A 15,628-nucleotide genomic window follows, 5' to 3' on the forward strand; every position below is an offset into this window, starting at 1 on the left:
GGGTACAGAGTATCAGGAAGTTCCTCAACTATTGTAGGAAACCTTGAGAAAGGGGACTACACAATTGCATCTTTCAATATTGTAAGCACACAGGAAGATGGCAAGAATACATATTCTTCATCCAATGTCAAACTCGATGATAACAATGTAACTTCCATGGATTCCGATCCTCTAAAAGTCCAGATTGAATATACGGATGCGAAAGGAGAAAGAATCACGGTTGATAAGGAAGTAAAACTCGAAATGACTGCAGGAAATATGACTGAACAGGGACGAGGAAGGCCAGGTAACAAGAGTAGTGGGTTTGGATCATATTTTGTCTATGTTGTTTTAATAGCACTTGCAGTAGCAGGGGTATTCATATATCGCCGAAAAAAACAGGCATAAAGCGAGAAACAATCTGGAATTTTTTTCAGGTTTTTTTGACATTTTTTCTTATTTTAAACTGATTGATCTATGTCCTAAATCTTGTTACTTGCATAAGAAGCGAATTACTTTTGCAACGGTTTCAATGGAAGGTAATGTGTTTTCTTATGAGATATGCTTATGTAAAAATACTTGAAAAAGCAGGTTGCCTATCGAAACCTCCCCGGATAACATCGTTCCAGTCTTATTTAAAACCAAACTCATAATATTTTTTATTGTGTAACTACTCAAAAATGAATCTATCTTATAGAATTTTTATACTATTTATTTTTTTTGGAAGATGAACAGTTCAGAATTGATTTTTTAAAATCTAACCTACTTTTTATTTTTTAGCATTAGAACAGGAAGTGCAACCAGGCATACATGTAAATATCACTTATAAAAAATATATGCAATGGAATTCCTTCGGTGAGGGGTTGTTCAGGTCGATTTGTAGGAAATATAATACAAATGTATAGAGGCATACAAAGGGGTTTTTGGGTTGTTATATAAGAAAATACCAGTACAAATGTATGAAAGCTTCCATAAGATATTCAGTGGTAGTAATCAAAATACTTTTAACATATGCAGTGAATGTGGGGGAGCTTGCGAGCATAATAAAATAGGAACGTTGTTACCCGGGGAAGAAGAATATATGGCAAAAAAAATGGGTATAAGTGTTTCGGATTTTAAAATTCGCTTCCTGGATGCTCTGAAAATGGATGATGAAACTTTAATACATGTATTAAAATTAGGAAAGTTGTGCCCATTTTTGAACGAAGAAAATGAGGAATGTGAGTGTCGGGATTTTAAGCCTATATTCTGTAAAATTTATCCTTTAGTTTTTACACTTGAAAATGAAAAAATAAACTTTATAATTGATAATTGGTGCAAATTATCACGAAAAAAAGCTTGCAGGCTTTATTTTGAAACCGCTATACCGTTATTATCAAGACTTGCGATTCCTATTGAATGGTTAAGGCATGTAACTAGCTATGATAATCTCTGCTTTGATTACGATAAACTGAATAAATACAGGCGTGGAAAAAGTAAATATGCGGTTTTTTCGCTGGAAGAATTGTTGAGTTTGCAGAAAGCCGAGACCGAAACTACCAGACTATGTGTTGATTTCGTTCAGGATTTCGTTCAGAAGGTTGAAGAACCTGTTTTTTAATTTTAAGCTGGAGTGATTGAATTCAAGCGCCTGCAGAGGCCTGAATTCACTCTCTAGTAAAATAAAATTTATTTTTTCAGCTTTCTTATATTTTCCACTGTCTATTTTTTAATCCTGTACTTTACTATCTGACTCGGTAGTTCCTTCTTTGCCTTTACCACCTTTTATAGGAATCGCAAAAGCAAAGGTACTTCCCTTTTCAGGCTCGCTCCTGAACCAGATATATCCGCCATGTAGCTGGACAATCTGCTTGACCAGCGAAAGACCAAGTCCGGTTCCCTGAAATTGTTTGGACAAAAAGGAATCAACCTGGCTGAAAGGCTTGAAAAGTTTACTCTGGTCTTCGGGCTTAATTCCAATTCCTGTATCCGTGACCGTTATTTCTACCATATCTCCTTTTTTTCTTGCCCCTATTTTTACAAGCCCATTATCATAGGAGAATTTTATAGCGTTATCAACAAGGTTGTACATTATCTGAACGAATCGGGCTTCGTCAGCATATATATTGGAAAGGCTGCTATCCATATCGATTTCAATTTGAATATTTTTCCGGTCGGCTATAGGTGACAGAAGATTTTTTATTGTGGTAAGCTTACTGGCAAGCTCAAACTGTTTATAACTTAGCTCCATTTTTCCGGCTTCTACTTTAGAGAGATCTAGGATGCCATTTATTAAATTCAGAAGGTGTTTTCCGCTCTTCGAAATGTTCCCAACGGATTTTAACTGTCTTTCATTCAATTCTCCGTACACCTGTTCATACAGAAGGTCCGAGAATCCTATTATGGAGTTAAGTGGTGTTCTCAGTTCGTGGCTTATATTTGCCAGAAATTCACTCTTAGTACGGTTTGCAGCTTCTGCAACTTGTTTTTCCTGAAGAAGGGTTTCTGCAGCTTTACTCTCCGTAATATCCCTGCACATTTTGAGGACCCCTATAATCTTTCCGTCCTCTTCTTCGGTAACAGGGATTGCCTGAACAAACCATACCTTGCCGTCTTTTGCAGTAAATTCTCCTGATTTTTTATTGCCTGTGACGAAAATCTGCTCAAGTCGCAAGTAATCGGATAGCGGGCTACTTATATCAGGAGCCTTCTTAAGGCATAGGCCAACTGCTTTTTGAAGGTCTATCTTCATAAATTCAAGAGCAGCTTTGTTAGCCCAGATTATTTTAAGTTCAGGGTCAACGAAAATAGCCAGCTCATTTAGAGAGTCAAGCAGGACCTTCTTTTCTCGTTCCTGCGCCTTTAATTCCTGTTCTGCAAGCTCGATTTCATTTAACATTCCGTTTATTTCCCTTGAGAGCCGGTAAAGTTCATCGTCATTTTTAAGAGATAGTCTTCTGGAAAGGTCCTTTTCCGACCTGACTTTGGTAACGAAATTATCAATCCCTATTAACCTTGAGATAAATAACCTATCAAACGCAAATTTAACCCCTACACCGGTCATGATAGCGGTTAGAAAAAGGAAGAAATACATATTATCCAGGGTTTTCTCGCCGTACATATAGAGTTCTCTTGGAAAATCCGCCCTCATAATAAGGGCAGGCTTGCCTGAAATATCCTGCAGCTCAAAATAGCCAGCTATTATATTGTCATTGAGGGGTTCGACAAAAATCTTGTCTGGATTATATGATAAGTTGTTAAGCTTAGCCTGAAAATCAGGAGGCAACTCTTCATCGACTGTGTACATTAAGAGAGAAGAACGGGTAGAATCTTTAAAATAATTAAATAAGTTATCGTCAAAGTATCTCCCAAATATCAAGGTGCCTTTCATAGGCCCAGTATATTTTGTCGTGAGAATCGGATGGCAAGCAACAAACATAGGATTTTCATCGAGCAAGACAAAACCACTCTTCGTGTCATTTTCGGATTTTGAAAGAAGGGTTCCGTCTTCAACCATCCTGAGAAGCTTTTCCGGAATTGGTTTTTCCTCTCCAGTGTAAAAATCTACTGATTTTGCGCAGACGACAGATCCGGATTTATTCACAAAAAGCATCACATTAACCTTGATTCCTGTAAGAGTTTGATTCTGAAGGTTTGTATCTGTATAATTCTGGTTCTTGTCTTCAACAAAACGGTAAGTGTCATTCCAGCAAGCCCAATCCTGTACTGTACGATCAAGATATCCCTGTTCGGTTGAAATAGCGTTCTGCACCCTCTCTACATTATCCAAGGTGTCCACATATTCAAGCTCCAAAAAGTTGGAAAGCTGCATGTTATGAGTGAGCGTAAACGCAGCTGTAAGGATTCCAAAAATTAAAAAAGTTATTAAAAGAACTTTCTTACTAATATCTATTCGAGACACCCCAAAGAATTCACCCGTTAGAAAAAGTCTGAAAGTAATATATTATTGATATTAAAAGGTGAGAAAGTATATAAATTTTAGTAGATGTTGTACAGAGTTTAAGATCAATTAAAGCTTGTTCTTCTTTTTCTACCCTTTGACCTGCTGAGTTATCCCGTAATTCTAACTTATAGGGCTAACAAGATTTAAATGGACCTTCAATAAAAGCTTAAACCAGTTTCTTTATTGTTTTTCAGTTGCACCGTTTCGGGCATTCAAGTATGACTGTTCGGTAACTTCCAGGCTTCCTTTGAGGTTCACGACTTTCATATCAAAGGCGCAGGCGAACTCTTTAACGTTTGTGTGGAAATTCGGGTCATTTATAAATCCGCTATCGATTTTTGCAGCCAGGCAGTAGAGTGGATTTTTCAGGTAGTGCTTGTTGAAGTCTCGGTTTCCATTTTCATTTTCCAGCTTTTTCCAGTTCGAGGCCCACATTGGGGTCAGGTAGATCGTTCCCATACCCTGGAATTCGGCCATGGCCTTGGCGTAAGCTTCGTTTCCTCCAAGTGCCAGACTGATACAGTCCTCTACAGTTTCCCCGTTCCGGTCTTTAAGGAAGAAAAGCTGGCATTTGAGATCCGATAAATCTTCTTCCACTTTTCCAAGTGCATGTCCACAGGTCCCATAGAAAATCAGGATTCTGTCTGAAAAGGAAGCCATTTCACGGACATTGTTGTAAACTTCAGCTTTTAATATCTCAATATCAGCATGCAGGCCCAGACTTAACAGGTTTACAACAACGCTTACCTCTTCCCTGAGTTCCCTTTTCTTGCAAAATTTTTTGAAGATCGGAAAGCCTGAAAGAATCCTTGCAGGAGATATGAAATCAGGGTTGCGGTGGCTTTTCAGGAGCATTGGGACGCGGTCCAGAAAGGCTGTCCTTGGGTTACAATTTCTTGATCTGAGCTTGCGAAGGAGTCCTAAACTTTCGCGGCTTTCCACAACGATTAGCTGCTGTAACTCGCGGTCTTTTGATAAGACATGTACAAGCTCGTCTTCGAGCATTCCGCAGGCAATAATGCTCAGTACAGGCATGATTCAGATACTCTTCCTTGCAAATTTTAGTTTCTTGAATCCTTTCCGTTAAATTTCTATTTCTCGAACTCTTTCCAGTTAATTTTTATTTATGAAATCCTTCTTCGTAACTCTTTGTTCTAGATGTAACTCTTTGCTCTAGATAATTGTAATGTAATATCCGAGACACTGGTAAATTCGCTCTGGAAATAGTATTAAAGATTTGTTGCTATTTAGATAATAAATAGTAAATAAAAATTATAAAAGATATATGGAGAAAACAACAAAAGAGAGTAAGTGTGAACAGGAAAAAAATAGATACCTGTCTTTTTTAATTCTGTTCAGTTAATTTATTCAATTTTTAGGTATCTATTCTCTGTTTTGCTACGATTAGAGATTAGTATGTTATATCCCTTTATAGCATTGGATTTATTCCCTGTCCCTTATTTCTTTTTACCGTTTGGTTTTTGTTTATTTTTTCTTGAATTCACAGGGAGTTTTTTATCAGGGGTGACTCCGTAATATCTTGTCCTTGCGGCTCCCCAGATACAGCCGTTTTTCCCGAATATTTTTAATTCGATATTCTGGATAGCCTTGCAAATTTTGTTTCCCTCTCTTGCACCCTTGCAGACTACACAGAACTTTTCACAAAAAACAGGGGCATCTCCCTTATTTTCAATCATTTCTACACTCCCAACCATAATTTATTTCTCCTATCCGGGAACTTTCGGGTGCTTTATCCAGATATTATGCTAATATGATGCGTTTAATTCGATCAGAGTAATTTCTTTCCTGCGTTAGGGCCGGGAGCGCACTGGAATACATCGCTAATGCTGACTTCTATAAGATTCTTTGCAGGAAGTCCGGGTTTTGCTGCATTCACGATTGCTTTCATTTTTTCGAATTTTTCTCCGGAACTGATAATTTCGGCTTTACCTTTTATCTGGAAGCAACCGCCGGTATCTGGCCCCCATACGTAGATTGCAACATTTGGATTTTCTTCAAGGTTTGCCAGGGATTTGGACATGAAATTATCGGAAATCCAGATTGTTTCATCATCTTTAAGCTGGCAGAACCCTATAGGCACTACGTTTGGGATTCCTTCTTTTGAGGCCGTAGCTACAGGAAAGATCTTCACCTTTGAAAAAGCAGTTTTCATCTCTTCATTTAATTTTACCATGGTATCACCATCAAGATGGTTGCAGTATAAATTTATATATTTAAGCGTCAGAATTGTGTATTGAAGGTCAGATTTGTGTATTTTAATAACCTTCTTAGAATAGGTTAAGTCAAGCTTTTTAAGTGATACAGGGGAAAACATTGAGGTTACTATAATATAACCAAGGAGCTTTCAAAAATCTGCAGTCAAAATCATGATCATAAATGCAGAAGCACTTATCTAGATCTTAAAAAATACATATATAATGTGTTTCTTGAAATTATACCTCCAGGTTGCAAGAGATAAATTATACTTTTGTTTAAGAGTACAGGTAAATCGAAATACAGAAATAAATACCAGTTAACTTCTTGGCAAGCTTGATTTATTTTTTAATAAACACCTTCCTGCAAAAACAGATAAGATTATATAAAAAGAACATATATTGTGATATGTAAATTTCATTATAATGTATATCTTTTAAATATATATTTGGGGGGAAAAGATATTAGAAAATCTGGAATTCTTATAGTCTTACTTTTAGCAGGAATATTATTTGTTTCTGGCTGTGCGGAAAATGCTCAGGACAATAAGACGGGCACCGAGGAAGAAGAACGGGCTTCTCCGGTAGAAGGCACAACTCCGAATTTAACTGAAGTTACAGAACCAGAAGGTGTAGGCGTCGGTCAAGGGTCAATACCCGGTCAGGAAGAAAATTCTCCTATTGAAGGGGAAGAGGGTATAACTCCGGGTGAAGAGGGGCTGGGCCAGGGCAATGAAAGCTTTGCTGAAAATCAAACATCGGGTAATAATCAGACAGTTCAGACTGCCGAAGGGGCGGGATATACCACCTTTGCTTCACTCGTGAGGGCTGCAGGGCTTGAAGACACTCTTAATAACGGTGGACCCTATACGATTTTTGCTCCTACTGATATAGCCTTTGAGAGCCTTCCAGAAGGTATGCTTGATGACCTTAGTAATGATAAAGAGAAACTGAACCGTGTGCTGACATATCACGTGATTATTGGAGAATATATGGCTTCAGATCTTAAAAACATGAATTCTCTGACTTCTCTGGAGACCGGAAAGCTCGCTGTTAATGTCACAGCAGATGGAGCGATAATGGTAGAAAATGCAACTGTTATAGAGCCTGATATCATTGCAGGTAATGGAGTTATACACGGAATTGATAAAGTACTGGTCCCATCAGGAGTCTAAATCCAAATAAGGAACAGAAGCAAAGGTTCTACTTTCAAAGAACATTTAGATTTCCTTCTTTAATTCCTTTTTTACTTTAATTCTTTACTTTTTAAGTATCTATCCTGTCAATTCGCTTTTATTCTGTTTTGTAAGTTAAACTATCATTATGCTTATTTAGTCAAATTTTATTCCGCTTTGTCACTCAAGCTTTTTATTCGGTTTCTCCAATCAAGCCTTTATTTCTTCCAGAACCTTTAGTAATAGGTAAATACAGGTCTCAGAGATTAACCTGTTCCCTGTACCCGAACTTAACGCTGTAATCAATATAATAGATAACTTCTGGCTCAATTTTTATCATGATACTATCTGGGTCAGGTGGCATGTCTGCAGCAACCGGAAATTTGGCTACCAAAATTTCTCCAACTTCTCGAAGTTCTTTTTCATCCGTAACTATCGATGCCTTACCTTCAATTTGAAGGGCTTGCATATCAAACCAATCAGGGTCATCCTCATCGACAGTATATGCTACATACGGATTCTGCAGAATATTCTGGACTTTTCGAGTATTCTTATTGGTTGTCATATATACAACAGCGCCTTCAGACACATATGCCATTGTATGAGCCATTGGTCTACCCTGCGGGCTTACGGTTGCAAGGTTTAGGTAATAGTGATTTGAAAGGTATTCGTGAATCTTATCTTTAAGCTCTTCTGCCATAATCCCCACCAAATTATCATAATTCTCAGCTAAAACCCTATTTGAGTGAATTTTTTCACCGAGTCTGCCAGGATATTGTGAATCTTAAGAATTCTTTCTAATTCCATTATATAATTTTCCAATCCCTTATACAATTCCTAATCTTTTGATAGATTTTCAGTCCTGTAGTATAAAAAAGGGAAAACTCCATTTATCCTATCTTTCCCCCATACAGTTTAGATGGGCAAAATTTATAAATTTTACTTATATCTTTAGTCAACGGGAATATCTATACAACATATACGTAATTTTTCCCTGGATTAAACCAGAGATAGTAAAGCTAGACTGAAAAAAATCTGATAGAACCTGTGTTTTTCTGAGACTACTCTTTTGACTTTTCCCTTATCCAATTGGAAAGACCATCTTCTTTCCTGAAAAGGCTTTACAAAATGAATAGTATAATTGAAAAATAAATAAACTAGTTGAAAAGGATTTATCTTTAAAAAAGGATTAAAAGAGCAAAAGATAACTATTATTTAAGATTTTTTCTTCTTTCTGCATTCTTTCAGTTTTTCTTCAAGGCGGATACGGGAGATGAAGACGCCAAACTGCGTTGCAATGGTTTCAATGACAGTGCGCACGCTATCCGGAATTTCAAACTCAAGGCTTGAAGCAAGATAAAAAGCTGCAATAACTTCTTTTCCTGATTTTACGGGGATAATTGCGGTAGCCCTGAGATTTTCGTGCCTTAGTGCATCATCTCTTGCCGTAAGAAGTAAGTCTATATGCTGTTTGTAAACCGGCTGCCCTATCATAACAAGTTTTGCATTTGGGGAGTTTGCACTGTAACTGGAGGCATGCTCTACAAAATTCGGGGAGAAGCCGCGGTGGATAGCAAGCGACATATCTCCTGTTTCTTCATCGATAAGATAAATGCCTCCTGCATTGATTTCGTCTATTTGAAGGCAGGAATCCAGCAGTTTCTCAAGGGTCTCGTTTAGGGAACTGGAAGTGCTGAGTGCGATGCCAAGGTCTCTCTGGATATAGAGCAGTTTTTCTTTCCTCTTCCGCTCAGTGATATCCAGGACTATTCCCTTAAGGTATTTTACAATCCCGTTTTCATCGGCTTCAATGAAAGTCCTTTCATCAACCCAGCGTGCTTCGCCTGATTTAGTCAGGATGCGGTACTCCTGGGAAAAATCCACGTAATCTTCTTCTATCCTCCTTAAGAGTTCCCTTTCCACTCTCTCCAGGTCATCAGGATGTATAATATTGCCGTACATGACTTTTCCGGATGTAAACTCTTCTACGGTATATCCGAATTTCTTTATGTTTTCGGAGACAAACTCGGCAGGCCAGTACTTCTCCGGTCTCCAGAGGAAAACTGTGACAGGAACCTTATTTATTACTGATATAAGTTCCTTTGCCATCTCCAGAGCGTTGCATAACGCTACCTCATTCAGGTATTTACAGGCTTTTTGCCTGCCATTCCCATTCTTAGCCGAGTTCGAAATCACTTTGGGCATCTAATTCTCCGTAAATTAAAATCTCTTACAGAAAGCTCCAAATGTATTTCCCATATTTACATTTTTTGCTTCTCAAACATACAAGTACCCAATAAATTAAAAAGCTTATGATTTGAGTTTCATAATGCGTCAGAACGCTATGACTTGAAAGTAAAGATCTATCTAATGAACCCGTGAAAAGGAATACATGGGGATGAGGAAATCTAAGAGAAAAATATATATATAATATTGAAACTAGTTGTCAGTTTACTTAATAACCATTTCTATTTCTAGACCTGTTTCATTTTTTGATGATTTGGATAAACCCTTTTTTCTTTTCTGAAGTATAAATTCTGTTTAGTCCTATTTTTTAATGGATTTCCTGATCAATTTGATATATCACCGAGGAGATATTTTTTATACATATGTATAAAAAATAAAAAGAGGAGAATTTGAGAACATGGATGAAATTCAGGGAGTATTGAAAGGACAAAAGATTGCTTACTTTTCTATGGAAATAGGGCTTAGCAATGAAATTCCTACTTATGCTGGAGGATTAGGTATACTTGCAGGGGATACTATTAGATCGGCTGCGGACCTGAACATTCCACTGGTAGCAGTAACACTGGTGAGCAATAAAGGCTATTTCAGGCAAATTCTTGATCCTTCCGGAAACCAGATAGAACATACCGAAGAGTGGAACCCTGCTCGTTTTATGACTCTTCTCGCAGAAAAGGTAAGTGTAAAAATTCAAAGCCGAGACGTTAAAGTCAGAGCCTGGCTGTATAACTATAAAAGCCTCACAGGAGGCTGTGTACCCATTATTTTCCTTGATACCGATGTTGAGGAGAACGAATGGGAAGATCGCAGAATTACGGATTTTCTCTATGGGGGAGATCAGCGCTATAGGCTTAAGCAGGAAATAGTACTTGGAATAGGGGGAGTAAGAATGCTTGATGCTCTGGGCTTTAAGGTGAGAAAGTATCATATGAATGAGGGTCATTCAAGCCTGCTCGGTCTGGAACTCCTGAAGTGTAATGGCACCGATCCTGTGAAAGTGAAGGAACTCTGTATTTTTACCACACATACCCCCGTAGAAGCAGGACACGACAAATTTGATTACGGGCTTGTAGAAGACCTCATCCAGGACAAAAAGAGTGTAGATATCCTCAGAAGATTCGGAGGATCTGACCGATTTAATACAAGCCTTTTTGCTCTTAACCTGTCGAACTATGTCAATGGAGTCACAAAGAGGCACAGCATGATCTCAAGCGAACTCTTCCCGGGCTACAAAATTCAGGCGATAACAAATGGTGTCCACTCATATACTTGGACTTCTCCTTACTTCAGGAAACTATATGACCGCTACATGCCTGGCTGGGCAAATGAGCCTGAACTTCTGGTCAGGATAGATGGAATACCGGATACAGAGATCTGGGAAGCACACTGGAACGCAAAAAAGGCCCTTATCGATGAGGTAAACAAAAGGACAGGAGTAGGCATGGATTATGAAGTTCTGACAATCGGCTTTGCACGGCGCATGACTGCATACAAGCGTGCAACCCTAGTTCTGTCCAACCTTGAAATGCTCAGAAAAATAAACAGACGAGGAAAAATTCAACTTATCTTTGCAGGCAAAGCCCATCCCCATGACGAAGCAGGAAAACAGCTTATCAGGGATATCTTTAAAGATATGGAAATCCTTAGGGAAGAAATAAAGATTGTTTTTCTGGAAAATTACGATATAGACCTGGCTGCAAAAATGGTCTCCGGGGTCGATATCTGGCTGAACACTCCAACCCGCCCCTATGAAGCCTCAGGTACAAGCGGCATGAAAGCTGCCCATAACGGGGTCGTCAATCTCAGTGTACTAGATGGCTGGTGGATCGAAGGCTGGATTGAAGGCGTGACCGGCTGGGCAATAGGCCCGCAGCCTGAAGAAAAACTTTCTGAAGAAGAAGCAAAAGCTGCCGAACTCAGCGACCTTTACAATAAGCTGTATTATATTATAGTCCCCATGTACTATGACCGCAAGGATGAATGGTTTAAGCTAATTAACAACTCCATAGGCATGATAGCCTATTATTTCAATAGCCACAGAATGATGCGGCGTTATGTTACACATGCTTATCTATAAATGTACTATGATTTTTCACAGGAGTTTATAATTTTGAATTTCATCCTTCTCGTTATTTTTTAGATTCCAGCCGCAGTTTCATCGGGAAACCCTGGGACAGACAAGCGTGCCAATCTGAAAGCGCTCGCGGCTACCTCACAGTTCTTCGACCACTGATAAGCAACCAAAAATACCGTTGGATTACCAATCTGAGGAAATGGCTAATTTGTTCTTTGAGGTCAGATCTCAATTTCGGTTACCCTATTTACTCAAAAATCATTACTTCGGTTACCGCGTTTACTCAGAACTTCTTTTTCTGCTACTTTTATATTGAAGTCCGCAGTTTTTATATTTATCTTAATATAAATGAATTTTAATAAAAATGGATTCTTATTATTCTTAACGATTATATTGTACAGATGGAAATAAGGGGTAAGAAGGATGAGTAATGCAGTCAGTTTGGCGGAAACCATAGGGAAAAAACAGGAGCTGGCAGAAAGGGAAGAAGAGTTTACGAGAGAAGCAATTGAAGACTCAATTAACACTAAGCTTCAAAGACACATAAAAAGAATTCCTAATGGGGAGTTTTTAGAGGCTTTAAGGGTCAACAAATACTTGTACGTATGCTTAAAGATGCCAATGTTTGAGAACAAGCTGACCAGGATTGGGAGGATGTACACGGAAGCTGTTAACAAAATCTTAACAGAGCAAAACGAAAAAAATTCAGATTGCTTATTGGAAATTGAAACCAATAAAACTACGATTAATTACATTCTAAGATCTAAAAAAAGAGCAGATTGCGTGGGCAATATTATGAATACTTTTGTCATACACATCACTGGAAAAGAAACTGCTGAAAAATCGCCTAAAATATTTGAATAAATTTAAAAGCAATAGTTTTTCTCAAGAAATGTACAGCTTTCAGGAAGAGCCTTTTTCCTTGATATTTTAAAATAAATTAAAATTAGATAGCAGGAATAGTTATCCATACTATCTAACAATATTTATCTCCTTTTATACAGGAATAATCCAAGCAGCCCGATAATACCGTAAATTACTTCAAATCCAGGCATCTCATTAGTTTTTTCCTTCTTCTCAGAATTCTGTTCAATATTGGCTGCCATATCTTGAGTATCACTTTCTGTATCTTCTGTTTTGGGTTCAGGCAGTATCTCAACTACATTTTCTTTTCCCGTAAGCTTGCTTGTTATTGCAAAAGGAGAGAATCCTGGGGTTTCGGCTGTGAAATACAGGTATTTATTGTCTTCCTTTAACAGGGTGACTGGAAGTTTATTCCATTTCTTATCACTGTACCTGTTAAGGCTGATTGAAGTCTGGTCAATGCTTTTATCCCGGATCCATGATTTTTCAACTTTGAAACATACAACCGCGTTTTCGATGCTCTTATCTGTTCCGTATCCGCCATTTCCAGCCCAGATATTGAGGTAATTGTAAACCTCTCCTTCGGGAGCGTCCGGCGTAAGCGTAGATTTGCCTTTCAGCATCTCAACAACCGTTGTTGTCTTGCCAGTCGTCTTCTTTGAATCAAAGCTCAAATAAACAATAGCAGTGGCATTCTTTGGGAAATCAAATTTTACAGGGGTTCCGCTTTTTATGTAAGTCTGCGAAAGTTCTTTTACTTTTACATTCTTTGCAGGCTCAGGAGAACCGCCTGCTCCGCCTCCACCGCTACCACCACTGCTGTGGGTGCCTCCTCCACCTGAACCGCCGCTTTCGCCGCTTGAATCACCGCTTCCGCTGCTTGAGTCATTGTTCTCAAGTGCGGTTATTGTAGCTGTTTTTGAAGTGTTTCCGTCGGCGTTGCTCACTACCAGAGTGACTTTATAGGTTCCTGCTGAAAAATAAGTATGTGTTGGGTTCTGCTCAGTCGAACTCGTTCTATCTCCAAAGTCCCAGTTCCATGAGGCTGGAGACCCGGTGCTAGTATCATTAAACTTAACAGTTAACGGGATATTTCCACTTGTTATATTCGAGCGGAAATTAGACAAAGGAGTTTTTGTCGATACTGTTATATAATTTTGTTTTTCAATCGAATTTGATCCTTTGCTATTTTCTACGGTTAATTTAACAGAGTAATTTCCAGCCTTCGAGTATTCATGTACCGGATTCTGGGCTGATGACTTATTTTCATCCCCAAAATCCCAGGACCAGGACTCTGGAAGTCCGGTTGATGTGTCCGTGAACGCTATACATAGTGGCCGATGTCCTTCCGTACAATTACTGGTGAAATCAGCAGATGGAGGTGTCGCATGGATAACCGTAATTGTTTGAATCATCGAATCGCTCGAAACTTCATTTGCTACCGTTAGATTAACCTTATAAACTCCTGGCGTTGCATATGTGTGAACAACATTTGCAGTACTGCTCACAGGCGAACCGTCATCAAAGTCAAGCATTTCAGTGTCCTGGTTGATACTGTAATCCATAAATGTCACGTTTTCTCCGACAAATACACTATTTCGGGAAACCGTGTAGTTTGCAGTGACCTTTGAGAATCTGGGGACTTGTTTCCAGGACGAATTGCCAAGCTCTCCCATACGATAAAATTCACCTCCATTCTGACAGGTATAGTTTAGAATCGAATCCAGTCTTGAGGTTGAAGTCTGGTACGGCCCGGTAACATTTGGAGTAATTGCATGCCCGAATAACACAAGTACGCTCCCTGTTTTTATTGCGTAATCGATTCCATGTTCTATAGACGGCAGGTTGGCACCAATTGACTGGTCGTCGATTTCAATCCCATACAGAAGTTGAGTATCATCCCAATTGTAATAGGCCAGGGTTGTTTCATTTATATTTCCATTTATTATTGTGGGAGCTCTCGTTCGGAGTGTCCGGAAGTATGGGGCTACTGCTGCATCAGTAACTGCATTTCTACTTGAATAGGGGTATGCGAGGGTACAAACCGTATAGCCGTAACGGGTGATTTCTACGATATTCGGTAATATTTCCTGGTCTAGCCACATTTCAGGAGTGTTACTATTTAGAAATCCAACCGAGTCTGCGTGATTATATCCATGCAAAGCTACTTCCCATCCGGCCTCATGCAGTTCCTTCAGTTCTTTTAATTCGATTTCAGACTGTCTTCGGGTATTTATATTATTTACATTAATAGTGCACGTGGCACTATATTTCTGGAAGATTGGTAAATATTGATAACATGATTGAATATGCCCTGAGTCATCCCAAGATAAAGCAATACCTCCGGGTTTACTTAAGTTCTTTATACTATGGAGATCTCTCGCATATAAATCTAAGATTTCGGACGAGTTCAATGTCCTGTTATACACATAAAAAGCATATACTGCCCCGTTTAGCCCGTACGTAGCATCAGAAGATGAGCCTATCGTCCAGTTTTCCGTGATATAGCTCGGGCCTAGAGTCGCAGCCGTATGATCCACGCCTTCTCCATTAGCAAGTCCATTGATGTACAGTTGAGCATGATCACCATCGTATGTTACGATAGCTTCATAATCTTTATCAGGTTGTATGCGAGTTGTACTCGAGCCGTGGATGGACTGGCCGTCTGCATAAATCTCATATGTAAGCAAGGAATTCGTATGGTCAATACTGATCCTGAAGGCGGTATTTCCCTTAGAAACGAGGTATGTATTACGAGCCGGATTGCTTGAATCGTACCGGAAAAACACTCCACAAGTTATATGTGGATCAGTAAATGCCAGTTCGTCATTATTAGTTATTGTTATCCGGTTTTGTCCGTTAAAGTGTCTTCCTATTTGTCCAGTTGGCAGAATAAAGGTTGTACTACCATTATTTATACCGTTGTTCCCGTGTCCCGAATTGTCAATTATAATATCTCCGGTATCTGCAGACCAGTTATAATACACAAGTTGATTTGTATCTGCATTTGCAATGCCGATCAGACTAGTTATTAAGATGAGAAATAAACCATGTCTCACATATGTTTTGAAATTGTGAAATTTCATTGTGTCAGACCTCTTAAATGAAGACAATATTAAGCGTTTTTTCTTTCTTA

At 38.7% G+C, this 15,628-nt stretch carries 11 protein-coding genes and 1 pseudogene; 5 read left to right on the forward strand and 7 right to left on the reverse strand.

Features of this window, described 5'->3' with window-relative positions; genetic code table 11:
- Together BP861_RS09675 and BP861_RS09680 are read left to right on the forward strand one after the other, a co-directional pair.
- A pseudogene (locus BP861_RS09675) lies at positions 1 to 387 on the forward strand (hypothetical protein); the annotation flags it as partial.
- 520 nt (positions 388 to 907) lie between these two features.
- The gene (locus BP861_RS09680) at positions 908 to 1,579 is read left to right on the forward strand and encodes a YkgJ family cysteine cluster protein (protein WP_292374781.1); all 672 of its coding nucleotides are present in this window, start codon (positions 908 to 910) and stop codon (positions 1,577 to 1,579) included.
- Between the two features lie 108 nt (positions 1,580 to 1,687).
- On the opposite strand, the gene BP861_RS09685 is transcribed toward BP861_RS09680, so the two are convergent.
- The 4 genes from BP861_RS09685 to BP861_RS09700 all read right to left on the reverse strand — a co-directional run bounded on the left by BP861_RS09685 (position 1,688) and on the right by BP861_RS09700 (position 6,116).
- Entirely contained in the window at positions 1,688 to 3,880 is a 2,193-nt protein-coding gene (locus BP861_RS09685; RefSeq protein WP_292374782.1) for a CHASE4 domain-containing protein, read from the reverse strand.
- 222 nt (positions 3,881 to 4,102) lie between these two features.
- Positions 4,103 to 4,957, reverse strand: coding sequence for a DUF1638 domain-containing protein (locus BP861_RS09690; protein WP_292374784.1), 855 nt, complete (start codon positions 4,955 to 4,957; stop codon positions 4,103 to 4,105).
- 422 nt (positions 4,958 to 5,379) lie between these two features.
- Positions 5,380 to 5,619 (reverse strand): hypothetical protein, encoded by a 240-nt coding sequence (locus tag BP861_RS09695; protein WP_292374886.1) that lies wholly within the window; start codon positions 5,617 to 5,619, stop codon positions 5,380 to 5,382.
- A gap of 92 nt (positions 5,620 to 5,711) precedes the next feature.
- Positions 5,712 to 6,116, reverse strand: coding sequence for a pyridoxamine 5'-phosphate oxidase family protein (locus BP861_RS09700; RefSeq protein WP_292374785.1), 405 nt, complete (start codon positions 6,114 to 6,116; stop codon positions 5,712 to 5,714).
- A gap of 468 nt (positions 6,117 to 6,584) precedes the next feature.
- Here BP861_RS09700 and BP861_RS09705 point away from each other — a divergent pair, with 468 nt between their 5' ends.
- Positions 6,585 to 7,310, forward strand: coding sequence for a fasciclin domain-containing protein (locus BP861_RS09705; RefSeq protein WP_292374787.1), 726 nt, complete (start codon positions 6,585 to 6,587; stop codon positions 7,308 to 7,310).
- Positions 7,311 to 7,569: 259 nt separating this feature from the next.
- On the opposite strand, the gene BP861_RS09710 is transcribed toward BP861_RS09705, so the two are convergent.
- Positions 7,570 to 8,010 (reverse strand): pyridoxamine 5'-phosphate oxidase family protein, encoded by a 441-nt coding sequence (locus BP861_RS09710; RefSeq protein ID WP_292374789.1) that lies wholly within the window; start codon positions 8,008 to 8,010, stop codon positions 7,570 to 7,572.
- Between the two features lie 515 nt (positions 8,011 to 8,525).
- Entirely contained in the window at positions 8,526 to 9,515 is a 990-nt protein-coding gene (locus tag BP861_RS09715) for a GAF domain-containing protein (RefSeq protein WP_292374791.1), read from the reverse strand.
- Between the two features lie 439 nt (positions 9,516 to 9,954).
- Here BP861_RS09715 and glgP point away from each other — a divergent pair, with 439 nt between their 5' ends.
- Positions 9,955 to 11,631, forward strand: coding sequence for an alpha-glucan family phosphorylase (glgP, locus tag BP861_RS09720; RefSeq protein ID WP_292374793.1), 1,677 nt, complete (start codon positions 9,955 to 9,957; stop codon positions 11,629 to 11,631).
- Positions 11,632 to 12,051: 420 nt separating this feature from the next.
- On the forward strand, positions 12,052 to 12,492 hold the full coding sequence (locus BP861_RS09725; protein ID WP_292374795.1) for a hypothetical protein: 441 nt from the start codon (positions 12,052 to 12,054) through the stop codon (positions 12,490 to 12,492).
- A gap of 122 nt (positions 12,493 to 12,614) precedes the next feature.
- On the opposite strand, the gene BP861_RS09730 is transcribed toward BP861_RS09725, so the two are convergent.
- The gene (locus BP861_RS09730) at positions 12,615 to 15,578 is read right to left on the reverse strand and encodes a PGF-pre-PGF domain-containing protein (RefSeq protein WP_292374797.1); all 2,964 of its coding nucleotides are present in this window, start codon (positions 15,576 to 15,578) and stop codon (positions 12,615 to 12,617) included.
- Between the last annotated feature and the right edge of the window lie 50 nt (positions 15,579 to 15,628).

This window comes from Methanosarcina sp. UBA411 (assembly GCF_002495725.1).
Taxonomy (GTDB): Archaea; Halobacteriota; Methanosarcinia; order Methanosarcinales; family Methanosarcinaceae; genus Methanosarcina.

What these genes read in the sequence shown, in the direction of transcription:
- BP861_RS09695 (WP_292374886.1), bottom strand. Translation starts at nt 5,619, where the DNA reads ATGATTGAAAATAAGGGAGATGCCCCTGTTTTTTGTGAAAAGTTCTGT.
- BP861_RS09715 (WP_292374791.1), bottom strand. Translation starts at nt 9,515, where the DNA reads ATGCCCAAAGTGATTTCGAACTCGGCTAAGAATGGGAATGGCAGGCAA.
- BP861_RS09710 (WP_292374789.1), bottom strand. Translation starts at nt 8,010, where the DNA reads ATGGCAGAAGAGCTTAAAGATAAGATTCACGAATACCTTTCAAATCAC.
- glgP (WP_292374793.1), top strand. Translation starts at nt 9,955, where the DNA reads ATGGATGAAATTCAGGGAGTATTGAAAGGACAAAAGATTGCTTACTTT.
- BP861_RS09700 (WP_292374785.1), bottom strand. Translation starts at nt 6,116, where the DNA reads ATGGTAAAATTAAATGAAGAGATGAAAACTGCTTTTTCAAAGGTGAAG.
- BP861_RS09725 (WP_292374795.1), top strand. Translation starts at nt 12,052, where the DNA reads ATGAGTAATGCAGTCAGTTTGGCGGAAACCATAGGGAAAAAACAGGAG.
- BP861_RS09690 (WP_292374784.1), bottom strand. Translation starts at nt 4,957, where the DNA reads ATGCCTGTACTGAGCATTATTGCCTGCGGAATGCTCGAAGACGAGCTT.
- BP861_RS09730 (WP_292374797.1), bottom strand. Translation starts at nt 15,578, where the DNA reads ATGAAATTTCACAATTTCAAAACATATGTGAGACATGGTTTATTTCTC.